General features: G+C 63.7%; 24 protein-coding genes. 13 read left to right on the top strand and 11 right to left on the bottom strand.

Translation table 11 applies throughout. The features are described from left to right. Window positions 1-54: 54 nt before the first annotated feature. The 6 genes from OEG81_RS09560 to OEG81_RS09585 all read right to left on the bottom strand — a co-directional run bounded on the left by OEG81_RS09560 (window position 55) and on the right by OEG81_RS09585 (window position 4,225). Window positions 55-1,080, bottom strand: coding sequence for a DNA topoisomerase IB (locus OEG81_RS09560; RefSeq protein WP_264129003.1), 1,026 nt, complete (start codon window positions 1,078-1,080; stop codon window positions 55-57). Window positions 1,081-1,100: 20 nt separating this feature from the next. Continuing rightward, window positions 1,101-1,580: a hemerythrin domain-containing protein gene (locus OEG81_RS09565; RefSeq protein WP_264129004.1), complete on the bottom strand. Its 480-nt coding sequence runs from the start codon at window positions 1,578-1,580 to the stop codon at window positions 1,101-1,103. An 88-nt stretch (window positions 1,581-1,668) separates the two neighbouring features. After that, window positions 1,669-2,550 carry a YihY/virulence factor BrkB family protein gene (locus tag OEG81_RS09570; RefSeq protein WP_264129005.1) on the bottom strand — a complete coding sequence of 294 codons (882 nt, stop codon included), beginning with the start codon at window positions 2,548-2,550 and terminating at the stop codon, window positions 1,669-1,671. Window positions 2,551-2,578: 28 nt separating this feature from the next. Next, complete coding sequence (locus OEG81_RS09575) at window positions 2,579-3,103, bottom strand: hypothetical protein (RefSeq protein ID WP_264129006.1); 525 nt, start codon at window positions 3,101-3,103, stop codon at window positions 2,579-2,581. Window positions 3,104-3,117: 14 nt separating this feature from the next. Further along, window positions 3,118-3,642 (bottom strand): DUF4142 domain-containing protein, encoded by a 525-nt coding sequence (locus OEG81_RS09580; RefSeq protein WP_264129007.1) that lies wholly within the window; start codon window positions 3,640-3,642, stop codon window positions 3,118-3,120. 73 nt (window positions 3,643-3,715) lie between these two features. Next, window positions 3,716-4,225 carry a cupin domain-containing protein gene (locus OEG81_RS09585; RefSeq protein WP_264129008.1) on the bottom strand — a complete coding sequence of 170 codons (510 nt, stop codon included), beginning with the start codon at window positions 4,223-4,225 and terminating at the stop codon, window positions 3,716-3,718. Window positions 4,226-4,352: 127 nt separating this feature from the next. Between OEG81_RS09585 and OEG81_RS09590 the strand changes: the two genes are divergently transcribed. After that, complete coding sequence (locus tag OEG81_RS09590) at window positions 4,353-5,636, top strand: MFS transporter (protein WP_264129009.1); 1,284 nt, start codon at window positions 4,353-4,355, stop codon at window positions 5,634-5,636. Window positions 5,637-5,670: 34 nt separating this feature from the next. Here the strand turns inward: OEG81_RS09590 and OEG81_RS09595 are convergent, their stop codons facing one another. Next, entirely contained in the window at window positions 5,671-6,579 is a 909-nt protein-coding gene (locus OEG81_RS09595; RefSeq protein ID WP_264129010.1) for a LysR substrate-binding domain-containing protein, read from the bottom strand. 116 nt (window positions 6,580-6,695) lie between these two features. On the opposite strand from OEG81_RS09595, the gene OEG81_RS09600 reads away from it, so the two are divergent. The 6 genes from OEG81_RS09600 (at window position 6,696) to OEG81_RS09625 (ending at window position 11,476) form a co-directional block, all read left to right on the top strand. Further along, on the top strand, window positions 6,696-7,766 hold the full coding sequence (locus OEG81_RS09600; RefSeq protein ID WP_264129011.1) for a tartrate dehydrogenase: 1,071 nt from the start codon (window positions 6,696-6,698) through the stop codon (window positions 7,764-7,766). Window positions 7,767-7,877: 111 nt separating this feature from the next. Beyond that, window positions 7,878-8,837: a Bug family tripartite tricarboxylate transporter substrate binding protein gene (locus tag OEG81_RS09605; RefSeq protein WP_264132553.1), complete on the top strand. Its 960-nt coding sequence runs from the start codon at window positions 7,878-7,880 to the stop codon at window positions 8,835-8,837. Then, a complete protein-coding gene (locus OEG81_RS09610; protein ID WP_264129012.1) occupies window positions 8,834-9,016 on the top strand; it encodes a hypothetical protein in 183 nt (60 codons plus the stop codon). Before OEG81_RS09605 ends, OEG81_RS09610 begins: the two co-directional genes overlap by 4 nt. A gap of 118 nt (window positions 9,017-9,134) precedes the next feature. Further along, window positions 9,135-10,205, top strand: coding sequence for a D-alanyl-D-alanine endopeptidase (pbpG, locus tag OEG81_RS09615; protein WP_264129013.1), 1,071 nt, complete (start codon window positions 9,135-9,137; stop codon window positions 10,203-10,205). Between the two features lie 15 nt (window positions 10,206-10,220). Beyond that, window positions 10,221-11,009, top strand: a complete 789-nt coding sequence (locus OEG81_RS09620; RefSeq protein WP_264129014.1) for an NRDE family protein — start codon at window positions 10,221-10,223, stop codon at window positions 11,007-11,009. After that, window positions 11,006-11,476, top strand: a complete 471-nt coding sequence (locus tag OEG81_RS09625) for a carboxypeptidase-like regulatory domain-containing protein (protein ID WP_264129015.1) — start codon at window positions 11,006-11,008, stop codon at window positions 11,474-11,476. The genes OEG81_RS09620 and OEG81_RS09625 overlap by 4 nt, the downstream gene beginning before the upstream one ends. On the opposite strand, the gene ypfH is transcribed toward OEG81_RS09625, so the two are convergent. Next, the gene (gene ypfH / locus OEG81_RS09630; RefSeq protein WP_264129016.1) at window positions 11,442-12,251 is read right to left on the bottom strand and encodes an esterase; all 810 of its coding nucleotides are present in this window, start codon (window positions 12,249-12,251) and stop codon (window positions 11,442-11,444) included. The two genes, OEG81_RS09625 and ypfH, sit on opposite strands and share 35 nt — an antisense overlap. 134 nt (window positions 12,252-12,385) lie before the next feature. Between ypfH and imuA the strand changes: the two genes are divergently transcribed. The 4 genes from imuA to OEG81_RS09650 are packed head-to-tail and all read left to right on the top strand — an operon-like array spanning window position 12,386 to window position 18,149. Continuing rightward, window positions 12,386-13,117 carry a translesion DNA synthesis-associated protein ImuA gene (gene imuA / locus OEG81_RS09635; RefSeq protein ID WP_264129017.1) on the top strand — a complete coding sequence of 244 codons (732 nt, stop codon included), beginning with the start codon at window positions 12,386-12,388 and terminating at the stop codon, window positions 13,115-13,117. Next, window positions 13,038-14,522 carry a Y-family DNA polymerase gene (locus OEG81_RS09640; RefSeq protein WP_264129018.1) on the top strand — a complete coding sequence of 495 codons (1,485 nt, stop codon included), beginning with the start codon at window positions 13,038-13,040 and terminating at the stop codon, window positions 14,520-14,522. The genes imuA and OEG81_RS09640 overlap by 80 nt, the downstream gene beginning before the upstream one ends. A gap of 19 nt (window positions 14,523-14,541) precedes the next feature. Next, window positions 14,542-17,664, top strand: a complete 3,123-nt coding sequence (locus OEG81_RS09645) for an error-prone DNA polymerase (RefSeq protein WP_264129019.1) — start codon at window positions 14,542-14,544, stop codon at window positions 17,662-17,664. Window positions 17,665-17,690: 26 nt separating this feature from the next. Further along, entirely contained in the window at window positions 17,691-18,149 is a 459-nt protein-coding gene (locus OEG81_RS09650) for a GatB/YqeY domain-containing protein (RefSeq protein WP_412034053.1), read from the top strand. A 78-nt stretch (window positions 18,150-18,227) separates the two neighbouring features. On the opposite strand, the gene OEG81_RS09655 is transcribed toward OEG81_RS09650, so the two are convergent. Both OEG81_RS09655 and OEG81_RS09660 read right to left on the bottom strand, forming a co-directional pair. Further along, a complete protein-coding gene (locus OEG81_RS09655) occupies window positions 18,228-18,629 on the bottom strand; it encodes a BPTD_2524 family lipoprotein (RefSeq protein ID WP_264129021.1) in 402 nt (133 codons plus the stop codon). A gap of 76 nt (window positions 18,630-18,705) precedes the next feature. After that, window positions 18,706-19,791 carry an alkene reductase gene (locus OEG81_RS09660; RefSeq protein ID WP_264129022.1) on the bottom strand — a complete coding sequence of 362 codons (1,086 nt, stop codon included), beginning with the start codon at window positions 19,789-19,791 and terminating at the stop codon, window positions 18,706-18,708. Window positions 19,792-19,963: 172 nt separating this feature from the next. On the opposite strand from OEG81_RS09660, the gene OEG81_RS09665 reads away from it, so the two are divergent. Together OEG81_RS09665 and OEG81_RS09670 are read left to right on the top strand one after the other, a co-directional pair. Next, the gene (locus tag OEG81_RS09665) at window positions 19,964-20,617 is read left to right on the top strand and encodes a potassium channel family protein (RefSeq protein WP_264129023.1); all 654 of its coding nucleotides are present in this window, start codon (window positions 19,964-19,966) and stop codon (window positions 20,615-20,617) included. Between the two features lie 3 nt (window positions 20,618-20,620). After that, on the top strand, window positions 20,621-21,994 hold the full coding sequence (locus OEG81_RS09670; protein WP_264129024.1) for a TrkH family potassium uptake protein: 1,374 nt from the start codon (window positions 20,621-20,623) through the stop codon (window positions 21,992-21,994). Window positions 21,995-22,008: 14 nt separating this feature from the next. Here the strand turns inward: OEG81_RS09670 and OEG81_RS09675 are convergent, their stop codons facing one another. Beyond that, window positions 22,009-22,671: a helix-turn-helix transcriptional regulator gene (locus OEG81_RS09675; protein WP_264129025.1), complete on the bottom strand. Its 663-nt coding sequence runs from the start codon at window positions 22,669-22,671 to the stop codon at window positions 22,009-22,011. Window positions 22,672-22,699: the final 28 nt, after the last annotated feature.

A 22,699-nucleotide genomic window follows, 5' to 3' on the forward strand; every position in this document is an offset into this window, starting at 1 on the left:
GCTTTCCATCCATCCGGCCTTAGTCCATGATTGACGACGCCGCGAATGCGGCAATTAGCATGCCCGCAGGAAGGCCAGGAACCGCCTTTCGTCGGCACGCAGGCCGGCGGGAGTTTTCAGGCTGCTGCGCGGCGGAAGGGTCCCGGCCAGGTAGGCCTCGGTCACAGCGGGATGGATGTAGCAATCGCGGCATATCGCGGGGGTATTGCCCAGCATCTGCGCGGTGGCCTTGCAGGCCTCGGCCACCGCCGTTCTGTCGGGCGCCTCATTCTTGCTGCCGCGGTCCTGCAACTGGCTGAAGGCAAGCACCGACGCAGCCCATGTACGATAGTGCTTGGCGGTGAAGTCGCCGCCGCCCGCCTCTTTCAGATAAGCGTTGACGCAGCCGGAATCGATGCGCTGCGCGTCTCCCTGCGCGTCCCTGAACTGGAACAGCTCGTGCCCGGGAATTTCCATGCAGCGCCTTATCACACGCGCAATCCTGCGGTCATTGATGGTCACGTCATGGCGCACGCCGCTTTTGCCGCGAAACTGGAAGCGGATGCGGCTGCCCATGACCGAGGCGTGGCGGCGCCGCAAGGTCGTCAGGCCGAACGATTTATTGGTTTTGGCATATTCGCGGGTACCCACGCGGATCAGGGTCAGATCCAGAAGCCTGACCACCACGGCAGTGACCTTGCGGACCGTCAGGGCCTCCGATCTCATGTCCCGTTCGACGCGGCGGCGTATGCGCGGCAAAGCAGCGCCGAACTCCGCCAGCTGCCTGTACTTGTCCGCGTCCCGGATTTCCTTCCAATGCTCGTGATAGCGATATTGCTTCCGTCCTCGCGCATCGCGCGCGGTGGCCTGAATATGCCCTTTGGGGTCCGGGCATATCCAGACATCCTCGTAAGCCGGCGGGATGGCAAGCGCGTTGATTCTCTTCAGGACCCGCGCATCCCGTACCGCCCTGCCCTGCGCGTCCACATAGCGAAAGGCCTTGCCCGCCCGCTTGCGCGAGATTCCCGGATCCGTGTCGGCGGAGTAGACCAGATCCCGCCCGCCCGCAAGGGCCTGGGCAAGATCGGGTACATCGCTCATGGCTCAAGCGTCGGGCGGAATCAAGCCGCGACGGCGGTGGACGCCAGCTCCTGCTTCAAGGACTCCATTTCCTGCGCGAGTTCCTTCAGGTCGATTTTCTTGGAAATCACCTTTGGAAAGAGCTCGTCCTCTTCCTCGGTGACATGATGGTTCACGTACTCGCCCAGGACGGTGAATTTTGCGTCGTACAGGTCGTCGTCCGGACCCATGCCCTGCAACTGGGCAATAAGCTCCTTGGCCGAAGCATGCTCCACCAGGGCCTCGTCGAGCAGATCGCCGAAGGCTTCGGGATTCTGGTCCCTCAGGTAAGGATAGAACTTCTCTTCTTCGATCTTGGTATGTATGGTCAACTCCGTACAGGCCTCCTCCACCATCTTCTGCTTGGCGCCGGAGTCCTTCTCCTTTTCGAAATCCTTGAAAATTTTCTTGACCTTCTTGTGGTCGTCCAGCAATAGGCTCAAGGCCGCCTTCTGGGCCGCGGGAATTTCTGATTTGTTCATGCTCGCTCCTGTATGCAAAGCTGTGTTTCGACGTGGCCGGCTTCATTCTCGGCATGAGTCATACAGCAATTCCCATGCCACCCGGTGTTCAGCCGCGTTCGGGCTGCCGCGGAGGATGCGCCAAGGCGCGCGAGCCATGGCGGTTCGCATAGCACCAGGTAAACTCGGCGCCCAACAGGAAAACCTGGGCCGCGTAGTACACCCAGATCAGCACGACGATCAAGGAGCCGGTCGCAGTAAGCGACGATACGGTCGAGCTCTTGCCCAGATACAAGCCTATGCCGGCCTTGCCCACTTCGAACAGTACGGCCGTTACCGCTGCGCCCACCCATACGTCGCGCCAGGCGATGGCGGCCTGCGGCATGAATTTGTATATGGCGGCAAACAGGACCACCGTCATGCCCAGCGAAAAAGCCGCATTTGCCATCTGGAGCAGCACTTCCCATCCGGGAAAAAGGCCGCTGCTCCATTGCCCCAGGACGGCCAGCAAGGAACTGGCAATCAACGAAACCAGCAGCAGGAAGCCCAAGCCCAGCACCAGTCCGAAGGAAAGCAGCCGGGCCCGGAACATTTTCCACAGCCCCGCCTTCTTCTGCTTGCTGGGCACTTGCCATATCCGGTCCAGGGCGCTTTGCAGCTCGGCGAATACGCGGGTCGCCCCCACCGCCAGGATCACGACGCTGACCAGAGTGGCAAAAAACCCCTGGGTCGGCTTGTCGGCGCTTTTTATCAGGCTCTGTATGCCGGAAGCGCCCTCGGGCCCCACCAGGCCGCCCAACTGGCGGATGATTTCCCCCCGCACCGCGTCCTCTCCCCAGACGGAGCCCGCCACCGCGATCACGATGATCAGCAAAGGGGCGATCGAGAAGATCGTATAGAAGGCAAGCGCCGCCCCCAGGCTGGACGCGTAATCGTCCTTCCAGGCCAGGAAGGCGCTTTTCACGAGATCGAAGAAGTCCCTGATTCTCATTGTGTGCCGTCGCGCATGCCGCCCGCTTTCACGGTATCGCCCTGTCATGGCCCAGCGACGGCGCCTCCGGCACCGATGCCGCCCTTTGCTTGGCCAGGGCCTTCAGGCAATGGGCGATGCAGGCCGCTATGGCTTCGTCGAACCAGGGCTGCCCCCCGCTGACTCCGACGACGATGCCGTCAACGCAGGCGCTGCCCCATAAGCCGGTATCCGAGGCCGTGAGCAGATGGGGCGCCAGTTGCCGGACGAAATGCCCGTCGCGGCCCGTGCGCCAGGCGACGCGGGTCTTATCGCGCGCGAAACGCGCATAGTCGGCATCCCAGGCGGAGCGATCGCCCACGGCATGCTCATAGAGCACCGCGTGGTCGAAATCGCTGGTGCCTGGATCCAGCGCCGGGTCCATCACCACAATGTAAAGGAATCCGCTATCGCCTATCGTACGCTGCGCCAGGCCTTGCTCTATCATGGGCAAAACCAGCGCAACCGCCTCGCGGGCGGCCCTCTGGTCCGCAAAGAAGCTGCCCGCCGGCAATTGTTCTTTATCGTCGATCACGTTCGGGCCTCCTTCTACTCCGCCTTGTGGATTTCGGCATGCATCTGCTTGGCCATCTGCAGATGGCCCTGCAAGACAGGCAAGGTCTTGGATGCGAACGCCTTCACATCGCTGTCCGCGGCATTCTTCGAGGCATTGGTGAACAGGGCGACGGCTTCTTCATGGGCCATGACGCCGATATCCTGAGCATACTTCTTGTCGAATTCCGCGCCCTTGAGCTTGCCCAGCTCCGCCAGTTGGTCCTGCTGCTTCTGATTCAGGGATGCCGGCAGCTCCACGCCCTTGTCCTTGGCCAGGGCTTTCAGTTCCTCGTCGGCCTTGCCATGGTCGGCCAGCATTTTTTGCGCAAACGACTTTATCTGCGGCGATTGGGCGGATTTTTCAGCCAGGGCGCTGGCCTGCAGTTCCAGTTTCCCGGCCATCGCCGCCGAGGTCATGAAGGTGACGTCGGCTTTGCCGATGTCGGCGGCGAGCGCCGCTCCCGATAAGGCGCAAGCCGCCAGGGATAAGCAAAACGCATAAATGGAGAATGCACGCATGGGAGGCTCCTGAGGGTAAAGGGATTGCCGATGGCCCACACCAGCAAGCCCCGTGCCCCCGGCCCGTCCGCAGTCATCCCGGTCTTGCCAGGCGCTGGATGAGCGGCGCATGCCGGGGGTAAGCCGCCAGCAGGGTATCGGTGCAGGCCAGTTCGAATTCGCTGAACTCGAAGCCCGGGGCCACCGTGCAACCCACGAAGGCATAGCTGTCGGGGTCGGCCAGCTCGGCGCCGAACCAGCAGCCCGCCGGGACCACCGCCTGGAACGAGGAACCGGGCGATTGCAGCGCATTGCCCAGCCGGTGCGTCACTGATTTCCCGTCCGGCATCAATACATGGACGTCGAGCGGATGGCCGGCGTAAAAATGCCAGACTTCGTCCGAGGCGATGCGATGCCAGGCGGAGTAGGCGCCATTGTCGAGCAGGTAATAAATGGCCGTCGACGCCGAGCGCTGCGTCCCCGAAGCGCCGCGGGCGACCCGCTCATCGCTGCGATAGGTCTCGGCGTAATAGCCGCCCTCGGGATGCGGCGACAGCCCGAATTGCCGGATAAGGCGCTCCACCTGCGGATCGATCGTATCCATACGCTTGCTCCCGCAAGAATCATGAAACCGCAAATATACATAAACATCCCCGCATGGGCGTGCGGAATACCGACACCCCGCATCGTCCGGCAACACAAGACGCTCGTTATGGTGTTCAATACCGCTCATGAAGATAGAGCCCCAACCCTCCCGCGATGTTGAATCGCCCTATGCCTGGGCACGGCTTATCGTGTCGCTGATGCTGATGACCATCGGCGGAGCGGGCATGTATTCCGTAACGGTGGTGCTGCCGCAAATACAGGCGGAGTTCGGCATAAGCCGCTCGGACGCCTCGCTTCCCTACACCCTGACGATGATAGGCTTTGGCCTGGGAGGCATCCTGATGGGGCGCCTGTCGGACCGCTTCGGCGTGCTCGCCCCCATCGTGGTGGGCACCCTGGGCATCAGTTCGGGCTTCATGCTGGCCGGCTCGGCCGGCAGCATGTGGCAGTTCAACCTGGCGCAAGGCCTGCTGATCGGCCTGATGGGGACGGCGGCGAGCTTTGCGCCGCTGGTCGCCGACACCTCGCAGTGGTTCACGCGCCGGCGCGGCATCGCGCTGGCCATCTGCATGAGCGGCAATTACCTGGCCGGGGCCGTCTGGCCGCCCATCATGCAGCACTTCATCGACACCGTCGGCTGGCGGCAAACCTACCTGGGCATAGGCGTGTTCTGCCTGTTTTCCATGCTGCCCCTGGCGCTGGTCTACCGCCGCCGGCCGCCTTCCACGCCGGCCGCAACGGCCAATACCCATTCCCGCCCCCTGGCGCGCTTCGCCCAGGAAGCGGCCCGCTCCGATCCCGCCCGGCCGCTGGGCCTGTCGCCCGGCGCCCTGCAAGTGCTGCTGTGCATCGCCGGCGTGGCCTGCTGCGTGGCCATGGCCATGCCGCAAGTCCATATCGTGGCCTACTGCGGCGACCTGGGCTTCGGCGCGGCGCGCGGCGCCGAGATGCTGGCGCTCATGCTGGGGCTGGGCATCGTCAGCCGCCTGCTATCGGGGTGGATTTCGGATCATATAGGCGGCTTGCGCACCCTGCTCCTGGGTTCCGTGCTGCAGGGCGTCGCCCTGCTGATGTTCCTGTCCAGTAACGGCCTGGTGTCGCTGTACGTCATTTCGGGGCTGTTCGGCCTGTTTCAGGGCGGGATCGTCCCGGCCTATGCGCTGATCGTCCGCGAATACTTCACGCCCAAGGAAGCCGGGGCGCGCGTGGGCACCGTGCTGATGGCCACGCTTTTCGGCATGGCCCTGGGTGGCTGGATGTCGGGCGCCATCTACGACCTTAGCGGCTCCTACCATGCCGCCTTCATCAACGGCCTGGCATGGAATGCGCTGAACGTCAGCATCATCGGCTTCCTGCTGTACCGCGCCAGGCGCGGACCGGGGCCGGCGGGGCTTGCCGTGGGCGCATGATCGCCCGCGGCAAGCCGCTGGTCCGCCTGGCAGCCTAGTCGGGGAAGGACAGCGCGACGAAATCCACAAAGGCGCGCACGCGCGTCGAAAGCTGGTTTCTTTGCAGATAGGTGGCATAGATATCGGCATCGGGCGTCTGGTAATCGTGCAGCACCTGAACCAGGCGCCCGCTGTCCAGATAGCGCGAGATATCCCACTCGGCACGCATCAGGATGCCATGGCCGTCCAGGGCCCAGTTCACCGCCGTTTCGCCATCGTTGGTGCTGAGCGTGCCGTGAACCCGCACGACCTCGGTGGTCTTCTCGCCGCCCTGCTCCGTGGTCAGGCGCCAGACTCCGTACGCCTCGTCGCCCTGCTGTATGCCTATGCAGTTGTGTTTCTCGAGATCCTTTGGGCTGAGCGGGGCGGCATGGCGCGCCAGATAGGCGGGCGAGGCGCAAAGCAGCCTGCGGTTGGCCGCCAGGCGCCGGGCCATGATACGGCCGTCGGGCGGCTCTCCGAAGCGGATGCACACGTCGAAGGCGTCGCTGCTGAAGGCGGGCGGGTCGACCGACAGCTGCAACTGCACCTGCACGTCCGGATACTTGAGCATGAAGCGCGATACCAGGGGCGCGATATAGCTGCGGCCAAACCCCGGCGATGCATTCACGCGCAGCAGCCCCTTGGGCGCGGCGCCCGATCCAGCCAGCAATTGCTCCATGTCGTCGATTTCGGCCAGGATGCGGCGCGCGTGGGCCAGGTAGATTTCACCCTCGGGGGTGAGCCGCATGCGCCGGGTCGTGCGTATGACCAGCGGTATGCCCAGCCGCGCCTCCATGTGCGCGAGGCGCTTGCTGACCGCCGGCGTGGTGATGCCCAGGCTGCGCGCGGCCGCTCCCAGGCCTGCCGACGAGGCGAGCACAGAGAAGAAAGCCAGCTCGGAAGGATGCGTTCCGGATGTCATGCAAGCGTTTTGATTATTGAATACAGGTTAACAATGGATTCACCGGCAAGCGCTTATTTTGGCTCGAATTGCTCCTATAGTTCAAGCAAGGTCAAGCATTGCAAGAGGAGCACAGGATGAAAACATATCGCATCGCCACCATACCGGGCGACGGCATCGGCAAGGAAGTCATACCCGCGGGCCAGGAACTGCTGCAGGCACTGGCCGCGGCGGACCGCTCCTTCTCGTTCGAGTTCGAGAATTTCGATTGGGGCGGCGACTACTACCGCAAGCACGGCGTCATGATGCCGGAAGACGGGCTGGACGCCCTGCGCGGCAAGGACGCCATTCTTTTCGGCTCCGCCGGCGACCCGGATATCCCCGACCACATCACGCTGTGGGGCCTGCGCCTGAAAATTTGCCAGGGCTTCGACCAGTACGCCAACGTCCGTCCGACCCGCATTCTTCCAGGCATCGACGCGCCGCTCAAGCGCTGCGCCATCGAAGACCTGAACTGGGTCATCGTCCGCGAGAACTCGGAAGGCGAATACTCCGGCGTGGGCGGGCGCGTCCATCAGGGGCATCCCATCGAAGCCGCCACCGACGTTTCCATCATGACACGCGCCGGGGTGGAACGCATCCTGCGCTACGCCTTCCGGCTGGCCCAGTCGCGTCCCCGCAAGCTGCTTACCGTCATCACCAAGTCCAATGCGCAGCGCCATGCCATGGTCATGTGGGACGAGATCGCCAGGCAGGTGTCGGCGGAGTTTCCCGATGTCGCCTGGGACAAGGAACTGGTGGACGCCGCCACGGCCCGCATGGTGAACCGTCCCGCATCGATGGACACCATCGTGGCCACCAACCTGCACGCCGACATCCTGAGCGACCTGGCCGCCGCGCTGGCGGGCAGCCTGGGCATCGCGCCCACCGGCAACATCGACCCCGAACGGCGCTATCCGTCCATGTTCGAACCCATCCACGGATCGGCCTTCGACATCATGGGCAAGGGCCTGGCCAATCCCGTGGGCACATTCTGGTCGGTCGTCATGCTGCTGGAGCATCTGGGCGAAACTGCCGCGGCCGAACGCGTCATGCGCGCCCTGGAGCACATTACCTCCCGCCCCGAATTGCATACCGGCGATCTGGGCGGCAAGGCCACGACCGCGGACGTTACCCAGGCCATGTGCAGCCGGATCGCACAAGCCTGATCAGCAGCGGCACGAGACGGCGCCGCCCGGCGCCCGATAAAAACAAAGGAGAAGACAAGCATGAAACCAAGCCAGACAAACACCTTTAGAAAAAGAGCGGCCGGATTCTCGATGGCGGGGGCCGGCGCGCTGGCCGCGCTCGCCTTGTCGAGCTCTGTCGCCATGGCGCAAGCCTGGCCCGACAAGCCGGTCAGCCTGGTCGTGCCGTTCGCGGCGGGCGGCACCACCGACGTCCTGGCGCGCGCCCTGGGCGATCAATTGTCCAAGTCCCTGGGGCAGCCCGTGATTGTCGAGAACAAACCGGGAGCCGGCGCCACACTGGGCGCCGACATCGTCGCGCGTTCCAAGCCCGACGGCTATACGCTGCTGATGGGCGCGGTGCACCACACCATCGCCACCAGCGTCTATAAAAAGCTGTCCTACGATTTTCAGAAAAGCTTCGAGCCCATTACCACTGTCGCCCTGGTGCCCAACGTGCTGGTCATCAACGCCGCCAATACTCCGGCAAAAACGCCTGCGGAGCTGGTCGCTCTGGCCAGGAAATCGGCGACCAGCCTGGCTTATGGATCGAACGGCTACGGCACCTTGCAGCACCTGATCGGCACGCAGTTCGCCATGCAGAACGGCATCGAGCTGCTTCACGTGCCCTACAAGGGCAGCGGCCCGCTGACCACCGACCTGATCGGAGGCCAGGTGACCATGTCCTTCGACACGGTCACTCCCGTCCTGCCGCACATCCAGGCCGGCAAGCTGCGCGCCCTGGCCGTCACCACCGCCAAGCGCTCGTCCGTTCTGCCCGATACGCCGACACTGAACGAGTCGGGCATGCACGACTTCGACCTGGGCACCTGGTTCGGCGTGCTGGCGCCCGCGGGTACGCCGGCAAACATCCTGGACACGCTGAACACCGAAATGGTCAAGGTCATCAAGTCGGCCGACTTCCGCGAGAAGATGTCCAAGATCGGCGCCGAACCGATAGGCAACTCGCGCGCTGAAATGAGCCAGCAGATCGACAGCGACACCAAGCGTTTTGCCGAAGTCATCAAGAAGGCCAATATAACGGTCAATTGATCACGCTGCCCGGCCCTTGTGCCCTGCGCTGTTGCATCGGCCTGGCCGATCAAGCGGACGGGGCCGGCATCCGGATTCAGAAAACACAGGCCGCCGATCCGACGATCGCGCGGCCTGTTTTTACTGGATTCATGTACAGCGATTTCCACGAAATGGCGCAAATCTTGCAAACGACTTAAAAAAAACCTTAAAAGAATGTTGTAACTACCTAATATAAAGACATTTTTTCTGATATTATCTTTTCAATCAAAAATACGACTTCATGCCCGCCACATGTCTGCCGCCCGGAAAACATCATTGCGTCGCCTTTCATTATCGGCCCTGCTGCCCTTGTGCTTCGTGTTCGCCCTGAGCACGGCCGCCACACCCGTCCAGGCGCGCGCAGAAACGAAAAGCACCCAGGCACAGAAAGTCCAGGCCAAGAAAGCCGCCCCCAGGAAAACAAGCGCCAGGAAAGCCGCCAAGCGCAAGACGGCCAAGGTCGCCAGCGCCGGCAAGCCCCGAATCGTACGGCGCCAGAACCTGCGCCCCGCCAGCTATGCCCTTTCGGCGCAAGGCAGCCTGGCCGCGCCTCCGCAGGCCGGCGCATCCGAAGCGGAGCTGGATACGCGGCAGGCGGTGCTGCGTTCCGAAGTCGCCTTCGTGCAAGACCTGGAGAGCTCTCATGTGCTCTACGACAAGAACAGCGATGAAGTCCGTCCGATTGCATCCATCTCCAAGCTGATGACCGCGTTGGTGGTGGCCGAAGCCGGCTTGCCCATGGACGAGACATTGGAAATTTCCGATGCCGACGTCGACCGCCTGCGCCATTCGCGCTCGCGCCTGCGGGTCGGCACCCAGCTCAGCCGTGCCACCATGCTGCATCTGGCGCTCATGTCCTCCGAAAACCGCGCCGCCCACGCCCTGGGCCGCTATTATCCGGGCGGCATGCCCGCTTTTGTGCGCGCCATGAACGACAAGGCGCGCGCCCTGGGCATGCGCAAGACGCATTTCGTCGAACCCACCGGCCTGTCCAGCGACAACGTTTCCTCGCCGCGCGATCTCGTCAAGCTATTGCGCGCCGTCAGCAAGCAGCCGCTGATTCATCGCTATACCACCGACGACAGCTACCAGGTCGATGTCGGACGCGGTCGCCAGCTGGTCTACAACAACACCAATCGCCTGGTGAAGAATTCCGATTGGGACATCCAGATATCCAAGACCGGCTTCATCAACGAAGCCGGCGAGTGCCTGGTCATGCTGACCCGCATCGATAATCGCGACGTCGCCATTGTGCTGCTCAACTCCACGGGCCGCTACTCACGCATCGGCGATGCCGTGCGCATCCGCAATCTGGTTGAAAACAGCAGCAACGTAGCCATGCTGTAAGGTCGCTTCCCGACCATGTGCATTGCCTATCTGGCCATCTCCGCGGATCCGCAGTGGCCCTTGTTCATTGCGGCCAATCGCGACGAGTTCCATCAGCGACCCAGCCTGCCGGCCGCTCCCTGGCGCGACCGGCCCGACGTCATTGCCGGCATGGACTGCCTGGGCGGGGGAAGCTGGCTGGGCATCACCCGGCAAGGCCGGTTTGCCCTGTTGACCAATTATCGCGATCCATCCCGCTTCATGCCCGGCGCGCCGTCGCGCGGCGAACTGGTCAGCCGCTACCTGACGGGCGGCGAACCGCCCGCATCGTATGCGCGGCAGGTCCATGCGGCGGGATCCGACTACAACGGATTCAATCTGATCGCGGGCGACCTGGACGCCGCCTGCTATGTGGGCAACCGGGCCGGCCAGACCGCGCCCCAGCTCCTGCGGCCAGGGCGCTACATCGTATCCAACCATCTTCTGGACACGCCCTGGCCAAAGGCGGAACGCCTGCGGGCCGCGCTCGACTCCTTCCCGCTGAATAGGCTGGAGCAATCGCTGACGCCCATCTTCGAGATACTCAAGGACGGCACGCCCGCCCAGGACCACGTCCTGCCGAACACGGGCCTGACGCTGGAGCGCGAACGGCTGCTCAGCAGCCCTTTCATCGTGAGCCCCGACTACGGCACCCGCTGCTCCACGGTCATTGCCGTGCATGCCAGCGGACGTGTGCTCTTCAGCGAAGTGAGCTACGATGAATCAGGCCTGTCCACCCAACGGCACGACTGGCCTTTTTCCATTGTCTCAAGGAGTGCGCCATGAAAGTTTCCATCTTGGGCATCAGGCCGCCGAAAGCGGTCCTGAACATGGCTCTGGCGACGGCTGTGCTGCTGGCCAGCGGCCTGTACGCCCAGTCCCGCGCCGAGCTTCCCCAAACGCAGATACAGGGCGGCACCGAATACATCAGCGGAGGCTTCGGCCAGGATGAGTCCACCGCCTTGAAGCAGGCCATGAACCAGTGGCCTCTTGCCCTGACGTTTGCCAGCCAGGTTGATGGCAAGGCGGCCTATGCCGGCGAAGTGCAGGTGGTGATCCGCAACGCAAGCGATGCAACCGTCCTGAATGTCGCATCCGACGGCCCGTATTTCCTGGCCCGGCTGGACCCGGGCTCGTACCGTGTTTTCGTCACCTACGACAACCAGACGCAATCAAGGGAAATCACCATCGCTCCAACGGGAACGACTCGCGTGGTGTTCACCTGGAACAGGCCCGCCTCGGGTCCCGATTGACATGTCCTAATGCAAGGTCCTGCCCGGGGGGGGGTGCCGCCGCGGGCGCTTCGCCTTGTTCCTGCAGCGAGCCCAGGGCGTCCTCCCAGTTGCGCAAGGGAACGCAAGTCTGCAAGCGCACTATGGCCTGCTTGATCAGGGCGTCGTGCAATTCATGTCCTATCCTGGAGGCCACATCCAGGGTCGCATCGCCTTGCAGTTCGCCAAGACGGACCAGCGTGGATTCGACATCGTCGACCGAAACCTGCTGGTCGTTGGCGCCATGGAAAAAATGCAACATGGTGGTGGGAGGCGCCGAACTGGGCAGGGCCGCATACAGCCCCGAAAAGGCCAGAACACGGCCAGCCAGATCGGGCCGGGCGTGACTGGCCTCCAGCGCCATCGATGCGCCTTGGGAAAATCCGGCCAGGGCCGTCTGCTGCCCCGTCAAGCCATAGGCGGCCTGTATTTGCCGAACCTGCCCGATAAGGGCCGGCAAGGCCTGGGCGACGCGCTCGGCGTAATTGCTTTCCGACAGGTCGACCGGGTTTATCCAGTGATAGCCCGCTATCCCGTTCCAGCCCGCTGCGGATGCCTGGCTGCCGGCCTGAATGTTTTCAAATGCATAGGGAAGCACGACCATCGCGCGCGGGAAGGCCTGCTTGATGGCTTCGGCCAAGGGGAACAGTTGTCGGGGATCGGCCGACTCGCCATGCAAAAGCACAAAAAGCAATTCGGGCTTTCCTGTCTTGGGTATGAAAATAAAAGGATCCGGAAAGTCCGGCTGCTTCGCCATATCGTTACCTCCTGAAAGCCTGGTCTTGCTTGGCAATCCAAAAATTGTACGCTAGATGGAAAGCGCGTTCGATTAGAGTCCCGGCGTCTTTTACTGTATATTTATACAGTATCGAACATTTGGCACATGCCTCCATGCCTGGTTTTTCTTCGCAACGCCCGGAACACATTCATCCAGCCCTGTGGCGGGGAACCCAGCTTGCCCGCTCGCAGCGCCCCGTCGTTTCCACCGGCTTCGCCGCGCTGGATCGCGAGCTTCCGGGGCAGGGCTGGCCCCTGGGTTCGCTCATCGAGTTCCTGCCCAGCCGGCCCGGCATAGGCGAAATCCATTTGCTGCGGCCAGCCCTGGAGCATCTTTCATCCGAGCGCAGCGTGATCCTGGTGCACCCGCCTTACGAACCCCATTTCCATTGCTGGGTCGACTGGCGGCTTCAGGCGCGGCGCCTGCTATGGGTCAACCCCAAGACCCAGGGCGACGCCCTGTGGGCGGCCGAGCAAATCCTGAAACACAATGCCTGCGCCGCCCTGCTTTGCTGGGCCGGCGCTCCGCATCCGGCCGGCTTGCGCCGCCTGCATCTCGTGGCTCAGCAAAGCGACACGCTTTTCGTGCTGCTGCGTCCGCAAGCCCAGGCCATGCATGCCAGCGCCGCACCCCTGCGCCTGCGGCTGATGCCCGTCGCCCAGGGCATAGAAGCCTTCATTCTCAAGCGGCGCGGCCCTTCCTGCGACAAGCCCGTATCCATTGTCCTGAATCCCGCGCGCGGCACGGCGCCGCGCCCCGAACACCATGAACAGCACGCCTCTCTGGTTCAGCCTGTACCTGCCCACGCACAGCCTGGACGTCCACTTCCCGCGCTGGCCAGCTGAAGCGCGTCCCGCCGCGGTCCTGCTTCAGGACCGGGTCTGCGCCTGCACGCCGGCGGCCCAGGCCAAAGGCGTCAGGCCGGGCATGCGGTCCAGCACCGCGCTGGGATTGGCTCCCGACATCCTGCTGGCCCCCGACCAGGCGCAAGCACGGCACGATCATCTGCAGGAAATCGCCCTTTGCCTCTTGCAATACACGCCCAATGTGGCCTTTTTCGAAGAGAGCGCGCTGCTCCTCGAAGCCGGCGCAAGCCTGAGCCTGTTTCATGGCGCGCGCCGCCTGCACGCACGCATCCGGGCCAGCCTGGACAACATGGGCGTCCGGGCGCGCATCGGCATGGCGCCCACCGCTCTGGGCGCCTGGATGCTTGCCTGCCGCAGCCGGCCCAGTCCGCGCCGCGTCATAAGCCATAAGGCGCTGGCGCGCCGCCTCGACTGCCTGCCTTGTCACGCCCTGCCCGCCGCACGTCCTTTTGGCGACTGGCTGGACGGCATCGCATGCCGCAATCTGGCGCAATTGCGCGCATTGCCCCGCAAGGGGCTCCAGCAGCGCAGCAGCCCCCTGCTGCTGCAGGAACTGGATCAGGCCTACGGAGACGGACGTCAAAGCTTTCCCTGGTTCCAGGCGCCCGAGCGCTTCAATCAGCGATACGAACTGACCGAACACCTGGAGCATTGCAATGCCATTCTTGCGGTCGCGGGCCGCCTGATCGAACAGCTGTGCGGCTGGCTGCATGCCAGGCAACGCGCCGCCCGCGTGCTCGATCTGCGGCTGCATCACGAAAAAGGCCGCCACGCCAGAGCCCCCACCTGTATTGGGTTGCGCCTGTCCGAAGACGCCTGGCTGCCTGAAAATTTCATGGCCGTGCTCGACGAACAATTGCAATCGCTCAGTCTGGAAGCGCCCGTCATTTCGCTCGAGCTTTCCGTTACCCAGGCGCTTTCCCGGCCGGCGGCCAGCCTCAGCCTGTTTCCGGAACCCGAGCAATGGCTGCGCCAGGAGCACCGGATGCTGGACCTCCTGCAAGCCCGGCTGGGACGGGATCGCGTCCTGCACGCCTGCCCCAGCGCCGATTACCGCCCCGAACAGGCCAACCGCTGGCAGGCCGCCACCGCGCGGGACGGCGCGGCGCAGATGCCGCCGGCCTTGTCCGGGCAGGCCCGCCCGTTCTGGCTGCTGCCTCGGGCCGAAAGACTGGACATCCGCAATGACCGGCCCGTCTACAAGCGCAGCGGCCTGCGCCTGATTCTCGGGCCGGAACGCCTGGAAACCGGCTGGTGGGACGCCACCGGACACGAGCAGCGCGATTACTTCATCGCGCAGGACGAACTGGGCGCGCGCTACTGGGTCTACCAGCAGCGCGAGGGCGACGGCCCGGGCTGGTTCCTGCACGGTTTCTTCGGCTGAACCCGGCCTGCCGTTTCCCATGAAAGCCGCCGTTCTTCCCGACTATGCCGAACTGGACTGCCTGTCCAACTTCTCATTCCTGCAAGGCGCCTCGCATCCCGAGGAACTGGTCGAGCGCGCCGCGGAGCTGGGCTACGAAGCCCTGGCGCTCTGCGACGAATGTTCCCTGGCCGGCGTGGTGCGCGCCTGGACCGAGGCCAAAAAACAATCGATCAAACTGATCATCGGCAGCCGTTTCAAGGTGGACGGCATGGAAATCATCGTCCTGGCATGCAACAAAAAAGGCTATGGCGATCTGTCGGAATTGATCACCCTGGCCCGCAGGCGCAGCGAAAAAGGCCGCTACCGCTTAAGCCTGGACGACATCGCCTCGCCGCCATCCGGCTGCGAACACCTTAAGGACCTGCCCGACTGCCTGTGCATACTGAAGCCGGATTACGGCGCCGAAGCCGGCCTGGTGCGCGACCAGGCGACGCGGCTGCTGCGCGTTTTCGCCGGACGCCTCTGGATGGGACTGGGCCTGCTCCACCGGCATGCCGATGCCCTGCACCTGGCCACGCTGCAAGCAACGGCCCGCCGGCTATCGATCCGCCTGGTGGCCATCGGCCAGGTGGAAATGCACAGGCGTTCGCGCCAGCCCCTGCACGATACCCTGGCGGCCATACGCCTGAAGCAGGCCGTGCAGCACTGCGGCTACGATCTCAAGCCCAACGCGGAACATCATCTGCGCAGCCGTGTACGCCTGGCCAATGCCTATCCCGCTCATGCGCTGGAAGAAACCCGCGTCCTGGCCGGACTTTGCACATTCCGCCTGGACGAGATCCGCTATCAATATCCCCGGGAAATCGTGCCCGACGGCATGAGCCCTGCGGCCTACCTGCGCCAGGAGACCTACGCCGGCGCCCACCGGCGCTATCCCAAGGGCATACCCGGCTCCATCAAGAACCAGTTGGAAAGCGAGTTGCTCATTATTGCGGGGCTCGAGTACGAGCCGTATTTCCTGACCGTCTACGATATCGTCACATTCGCGCGGCAACGCAATATCCTGTGCCAGGGCCGCGGCTCGGCGGCGAACTCCGCCGTCTGCTATTGCCTGGGCATCACCGAAGTCGATCCCGAAAACGGCAATGCCCTGTTCGCCCGCTTCATCAGCCAGGCCCGCAGGGAACCGCCCGACATCGACGTGGACTTCGAGCATCAGCGCCGCGAAGAAGTCATTCAGTACATCTATGAAAAGTATGGGCGGCACAGGGCCGCGCTGACCGCCGTGGTCAGCGGCTATCGCACGCGCAGCGTACTGCGCGACACGGGCAAGGCGCTGGGCCTGGATCCCGCGCTGATCGACCGGGTCGCCAAGTCTTTCCACTACTGGGACGGCAAGCAGAATCTGCTGGAACGGATAGCCGAGCATGGCCTGCAGGGCGATTCGCGCATTGCCGGGCTGTGGGCCGGTCTGGCACAGGAACTGATGGGTTTTCCACGGCATTTGTCCCAGCATCCGGGTGGCTTCGTGATCGCGCGCGACAAGCTGTGCCGGCTGGTTCCCATCGAGAACGCCGCCATGCCTGATCGCAGCATCGTCCAGTGGGACAAGGACGACCTGGATGCCATGGGCTTGTTGAAGGTCGACATCCTGGCGCTGGGCATGCTGTCGGCGCTGCACCGCTGCCTTGACCTGGCCAGCCTCCGGCGGGGCCAACCCCTGCTCATGCAGGATATTCCGAACGATGACGAGCCCACCTACCGGATGATCCAGCAAGCCGATACGATAGGCGTGTTCCAGATCGAATCGCGTGCGCAGATGAGCATGCTGCCCCGCCTCAAGCCGGCCGTCTTCTACGACCTGGTGGTCCAGGTGGCCATCGTCCGGCCCGGCCCCATCCAGGGCGGAATGGTCCATCCCTACCTGCGGCGCCGGCAAGAACAGGAAGAGATCGAAAGCCCCACGCCCGCCATCACCAAGGTGCTGAAGCGCACGCTGGGCGTTCCCATCTTCCAGGAGCAAGCCATGCAGATCGCCATGGTGGCCGCCGATTTCACCGCCGACGAAGCCGACCAATTGCGACGCTCCATGGCCGCCTGGAAGCGCAAGGGAGGCATCGATCATTTCCGGCAGCGCCTGGTCGACGGCATGGTACGCAACGGTTGCGACGAAGAATTTGCCCTGCGCCTGTTCCAGCAACTGGAAGGCTTCGGCGAATACGGCTTCCCCGAAAGCCATGCGGCCAGTTTTGCCAAGCTGGCCTACATCAGCGCCTGGCTCAAGCGCCACGAGCCCGAGGCCTTTCTGGCCGCGCTGCTCAATTCGCAGCCCATGGGCTTTTACTCGCCCAGCCAATTGGTGCAGGATGCCAGACGCCACCACGTCAGTGTCCTGCCGGTGGCCATCGAAACAAGTTGCTGGGATGCAAGCCTGGAACCCGACGGCAAACGCCCGGCCGTGCGCCTCGGGCTGAACCAGGTCAAGGGCTTGTCCACGGAAGCCGCCCTGCGCATCGAGGCGGCTCGTCAGGCGCAGGCTTTTTGTTCGGTGCAGGATCTGGCCACCCGCGCGGGCTTGAGCCGCCACGAGATGGATGCCCTGGCCGCCGCCAATGCCCTGCAGGCGCTGAGCGGCCATCGGCGCCAGGCCCGCTGGCAGGCCGCAAGCCAGCCGCTCAAGGGCCTGCTGCACGATGCGCCCATCAACGAAGCCGTCCAGCCCCTGTTGCCCGCCCCCACCGAAGGCCAGGACATCGATGCCGACTATCGTTCCCTGGGCTTGACCCTGGGGCGCCATCCCGTGGCTTTGCTGCGGCCTGCCTTGCAAGCCCGCCGATTCGTGCAGGCGGCCGCATTGGCCGCAGACTATCCCGACCGGCGCCTGGCCCGGGCCTGCGGCATCGTGACCGGACGCCAACGCCCCCAGACGGCCAAGGGCACGGTGTTCGTCACACTCGAGGACGAAACGGGCAATGTCAATGTCATCGTCCATGCCGAATTGGCCCAGCGCCAGCGCGCCGCCCTGGTGCAATCCAGCCTGATGGGCGTCTACGGCATCTGGCAGCGCCATCAGGGCATCAGCCATCTGGTGGCCAGCCGGCTGGTCGATCTGAGCGACCTGCTGGGCTCCCTGCCCACTCGCAGCCGGGACTTCCATTAAAATGGACGCTTTGATCAGGATGCATCATGGGCAACACGCTAAAACAGCAATTGGCCGACAACGTAAAAACCGCCATGCGCGCCAAGGATTCCGCCCGGCTGGGCACCCTGCGTTTCCTGCAGGCCGCGATCAAGCAAAAAGAAGTCGACGACCGCCGCGACCTGGCCGATGCCGACATCACCGCCATCATCGAAAAGCAGGTCAAGCAGCGCCGCGAATCCATTGCCGCCTTCGAGCAGGCCGGACGCCTTGAAACCGCCGAACAGGAAAAGGCCGAACTGGCCGTCTTGCAGGAATTCCTGCCCAAGCAGGCCGAACCCGCGGAAATCGACGCCGCCATCGACGCCGCCATTGCCGAGGTGAACGGTCAGGGCGTGACGGGCGCGCCCGCCATGGGGAAGGTCATGGCCATGCTGAAGACGGCGCTGGCCGGCCGCGCCGACATGTCGGCGGTTTCCGCCCAGGTAAAAACACGCTTGATGTAAGGCGGCAAGGCGCCGCCCGCCGGGTTCAAGCCGGCGGCCCCCATCATGGGTGGGCGCCAAAGCGCAGCGGATACGGACTCAGCGGTAGACCACGCAAACCGAGGTGTCCATCATGATGGACTGGCGCATGGCGCTCAGGGCGCCCCGGTCCCAGGGCGAAGGCCCCCAGACGGTATGGGTGACCTGGGTATGCTTGGAATCGATGGCCTTGATGTCGGTGCGCGCGACCTCCAGCCCGCCCAGCGGACTGCGCACCGCAACGCTGCCCGTCTGCATGGCCGGATCGACCTGCGCATAGACGTCGTAGTGCTTGTTGCCGCGCAGGCATTCGTCGGCCTGGTTCTGGGCCCGAAGATAAACCGTTTGATAGCTGCGGGGAACCGTATAGGACACCGTGGGCGACTCGTCGCCGGGCTGTATGCCCCCAATGCAGCCCGCCAGCAGCGCCGCCGCCCCGATACTGATTAATTGCGCTTTCACCGTTCCTCCGTGCCTCCGCCCGCATCCAACTGAAAAGTTATCACGCCGCAAGCGGCAATTGGAATCTTTTTCTGTATTAGGAGCAGGCTTCTTTCTGCGGCGAAGCCGCGCCGGAAAGAAAGGGATAGTCGATATAGCCCTTCGGCCCGGCCGTGTAGAAGGTGCCCGGATCCCAGTCGTTGAGCGAAGCGCCGGCTTTCAGGCGCGCCACCAGGTCGGGATTGGCGATAAAGGCCTTGCCGAAGGCCACCGCGTCGGCCCGTCCCTGGGATACCATGCTCTGCGCCGTGGCAATGTCGTAATTCTCGTTGACGATGACCGGGCCGCCGAACTGGCCGCGTATCTCCGCGGTCAGGCTGTCCTCGCCCAGGGCTTCCCGCGTGAAGATGAAGGCGATGCCGCGCTGGCCCAGCGCGCGGGCCACATGGGAAAAGAGTTCGCGCGGATTGGAGTCCGACATGGAATGCGCATCGCCGCGCGGCGAAAGATGCACGCCCACGCGGCCCGCCCCCCATACGCCCACGCAGGCATCGACCACTTCCAGCAGCAGGCGCGCCCTGTTCTCGACGGAGCCGCCATACTCGTCATGCCGCTTGTTGACGCCGTCCTGAAGGAACTGGTCGATCAGGTAGCCATTGGCGGCGTGCACTTCCACGCCGTCGAAGCCGGCTTCACGGGCATTCTGGGCGGCCCGCGCGAAATCGTTGACGATGCCGGGAATTTCCTCGACATGGAGGGCGCGCGGCACCACGTAAGGGCGCTTGGGACGCAGCAGGCTGACATTGCCCTGGCAGGCGATGGCGCTGGGCGCCACGGGAATTTCGCCGTTCAGGAATTCGGGGTCGGAAACGCGGCCCACGTGCCAGAGCTGCAGGAAGATCTTCCCGCCCTTGCCGTGCACGGCCTGCGTGATTTTTTTCCATCCCTCGACCTGGGCACTGCTCCAGATGCCGGGGGTGCAGGGATATCCCACCCCTTGCGGAGACACCGAGGTGGCTTCCGACAGGATAAGGCCGGCGGTCGCCCGCTGACAATAATAGCTGCGCATCAAGTCGTTGGGCACGCGTCCATCCGATGCGCGATTCCGCGTGAGCGGAGCCATTACAATACGGTTGCTTAATGCCACAGCCCCCAGTTCAATGGGGTCGAACAAGCTAGTCATCGTCAATACTGCTACTCATCAAATCAAGGTTAACCCTGGCCAGTGTGCCTGAAAAGAACACGAACCGCCCACACAAGCACATGTCCACTAGGGTTTTTACCAGAATTTCCGCCATCCCCGCAATCCACTATCGTAATGCAAGCAATCGGCCGGGATGAAATCAAGGACGCACATGGGACAATTCGCCGTTATAGGCCTGGGCCGTTTCGGTTCAGCCTCCGCTCTCGAGCTCATAAAAATGGGCCATTCGGTCCTGGGGGTCGACACCGACGGTAAAGTCATCGACAAGTACGCCGATCAGTTGACGCACGCGGTCATCGCCGACGTCACCGACCGCGCCGCCCTCGAAGAACTGGGACTGGACAACTACGACGTGGTTCTGGTCGCCATAGGCGAAGCCATCCAGGCCAGCCTGCTGTGCATCGTCCATTTGAAGTCCCTGGGCATACAGACGATCTGGGTCAAAGCCACCTCGCATGCCCAGCATCTCATCCTGAGCAAGCTGGGCGTGGACCGCATCGTCCATCCCGAGGAAGAGATGGGCATACGCGTGGCCCAGGCGCTCAGCTACCCCATGGTCAACGACTACATTTCCATGGGCAACGGCGAGTTCGTCGTGGAAATAGACGTAAGCGAGCGCCTGGAAGGCGTGCCGCTGAACCAGGTGCTGCAAGGCGTGCCCGACAGCATCCACGTCCTGCTGGTCAAGCGCAAAACCCAGACATTCGTCCATCCGTCGGACGACTTCGCGCTGGAAGCCAAAGACACCCTGGTGCTGCTCGGGCAACTGAATGCCCTGAAGGCCATCGCGCCCAAGCTTGCCTGAGCCATGCGCAACTGGCTGCCGCTGCATACCTATACCTACCAGTCGTACGAGCGCATACGGCGCACCGGCCTGCTGCGCGCCAGCCCGCCCATCGTGCTGGCCGCGGGCTTCATGGCGCTGATCGCCGTGGGCACCCTCCTGCTTGCCCTGCCCATTGCGGGCCGCGAACCCATAAGCCTGTTCACGGCCTTTTTCATGGCAACCTCGGCCGTCACCGTCACCGGCCTGACCATCATCGACCCGGCCGTCTCCCTGACCCATTTCGGCCAGATCGTGCTCATCGGCCTGGTGCAGCTGGGGGGATTGGGCTTCGTCACCTTCGCCGTGGTGGCCGCCATCACCCTGGGCAAGAAAATGAGCCTGAAGCACCAGGCGCTGGCGCTTGAAGCCTTCAATCAGACCAGCGTCTCCAAGATCCGCCGCACGGCGTTTTCGGTTTTCAAGCTGTCGCTGGGCATAGAAGCCGCTGCGGCGGTCATCCTGGCCTTATGGTGGTGGCGCGACTACCCCTTGGCCACCGCGGCGTACCGGGCGGTGTTCCATGCCGTCGCGGCCTTCAACAACGCGGGCTTCTCGCTGTTTCCATCCAGCCTGGCCCTGTTCGTGGCCGACCCCGTCACCATCCTGACAATCAGCTTTTCCATCATTCTTGGCGGCATCGGCTTTTCAGTGCTGAGCGACGTCGGGCACAAGAAGCGCTGGACCACCCTGCTGCCCTACACCAAGGCCATACTGCTGGGCACGCTGGCCCTGAACCTGACCGGCTTCATCGCCATCTGGGCGCTGGAGTTCAACAACCCGGATACCCTTGGAAGCCTGTCGGTCCATGGCCAGGCGCTGGCCGCCTGGCTGCAAAGCGTGACCAGCCGCACCGCCGGCTTTGCCAGCATCGACGTCACCAAGCTGCACGACAGTTCCACTCTGGTGGTCATCCTGCTGATGTTCATAGGCGGCGGCTCGCTGAGCACCGCCAGCGGCATCAAGATAGGAACCTTCATCGTCCTGCTTGCCGCGGTCCATTCCTATATCTTCCATCGCAAGGAAGTCGTGCTGATGAAGCGTTCGGTATCGCCCGACACGGTCCAGAAAGCGCTTGCGCTGGTCCTGGTCACCTGCGTGCTGATCTTCACGGGCGTCCTGCTCCTGACCATACTCGAGCGCGCGCCCTTCATCAGCATCCTTTTCGAAGTGGTGTCGGCCGTCAGCACCACGGGACTGAGCCGGAACCTGACCCACACGCTGTCCGCGCCCAGCCAGTTCCTGCTGACCCTGCTCATGTTCGCCGGCCGGCTCGGCCCCTTGACTCTGGTATACAGCCTGGCCACGCAAAAGCGCAGCCGCGTGCGCTATCCGGAAACCGAATTCCAGGTGGGCTGACGCAAGGCGGAAGATCAGGGGACGGGCTGTCCCAGCTTGCGGGCAAAAATCGCCGCGCGCCCACGGTTGCTGACCTCCAGGCGCTCCAGGATGGAGCTGACATGGTGGCGCACCGTCCATTCGGATACATCCAGCTTGCGGGCGATCTCTTTATTGGTCAAGCCTTCTGCCAGCAACAGAAGCACCTCGGACTGGCGCAGGGTCAGCCCCAGGCGCATCAGGTCGGCGACATCGGGCAGGTCGCGCATGGGTTCGGGCGCGGCACCGTCCTGATCGGCGGCCGCGCTTCGCAGGCTCTGGATCAATTCCAGAACGGCATCGCGCTGGCCCAGCGCCGCCTCGATGCGCGAACCCGTCTGTCCGTCGTCCTGCTTGTCGTCGATCGCCACGAACCAATTGGCGGTAATGCCGCGCTCCTGCGTGGACACCACCATCAGGGGCTTGCCGGCGCCGGCGCTTGCCGGAGCCGCCGGGCGCGCGCCGAGCGACACATCGGCCATCGTCAGTTCGCTGGCGTCGCCCAGGCGCCGCTCGGCCAGGGAGACCAGCTCCTGCGGCTCAAGCGCCGTATAGAGTGTGGTGCAATCGTGCAGTTCGTTGATGATGTGTTCCAGCGCCTCGCGCACCCGGGGGTGATCGTCGGCAACAATAAGCAATTTTTTCTTGGGTACGGCCATGGGGATAAGCCTGCTGGGGCTGAAAGAA

Origin of the sequence: Pollutimonas sp. M17, from assembly GCF_025836975.1 — a bacterium.
Classification (GTDB): domain Bacteria; phylum Pseudomonadota; class Gammaproteobacteria; order Burkholderiales; family Burkholderiaceae_B.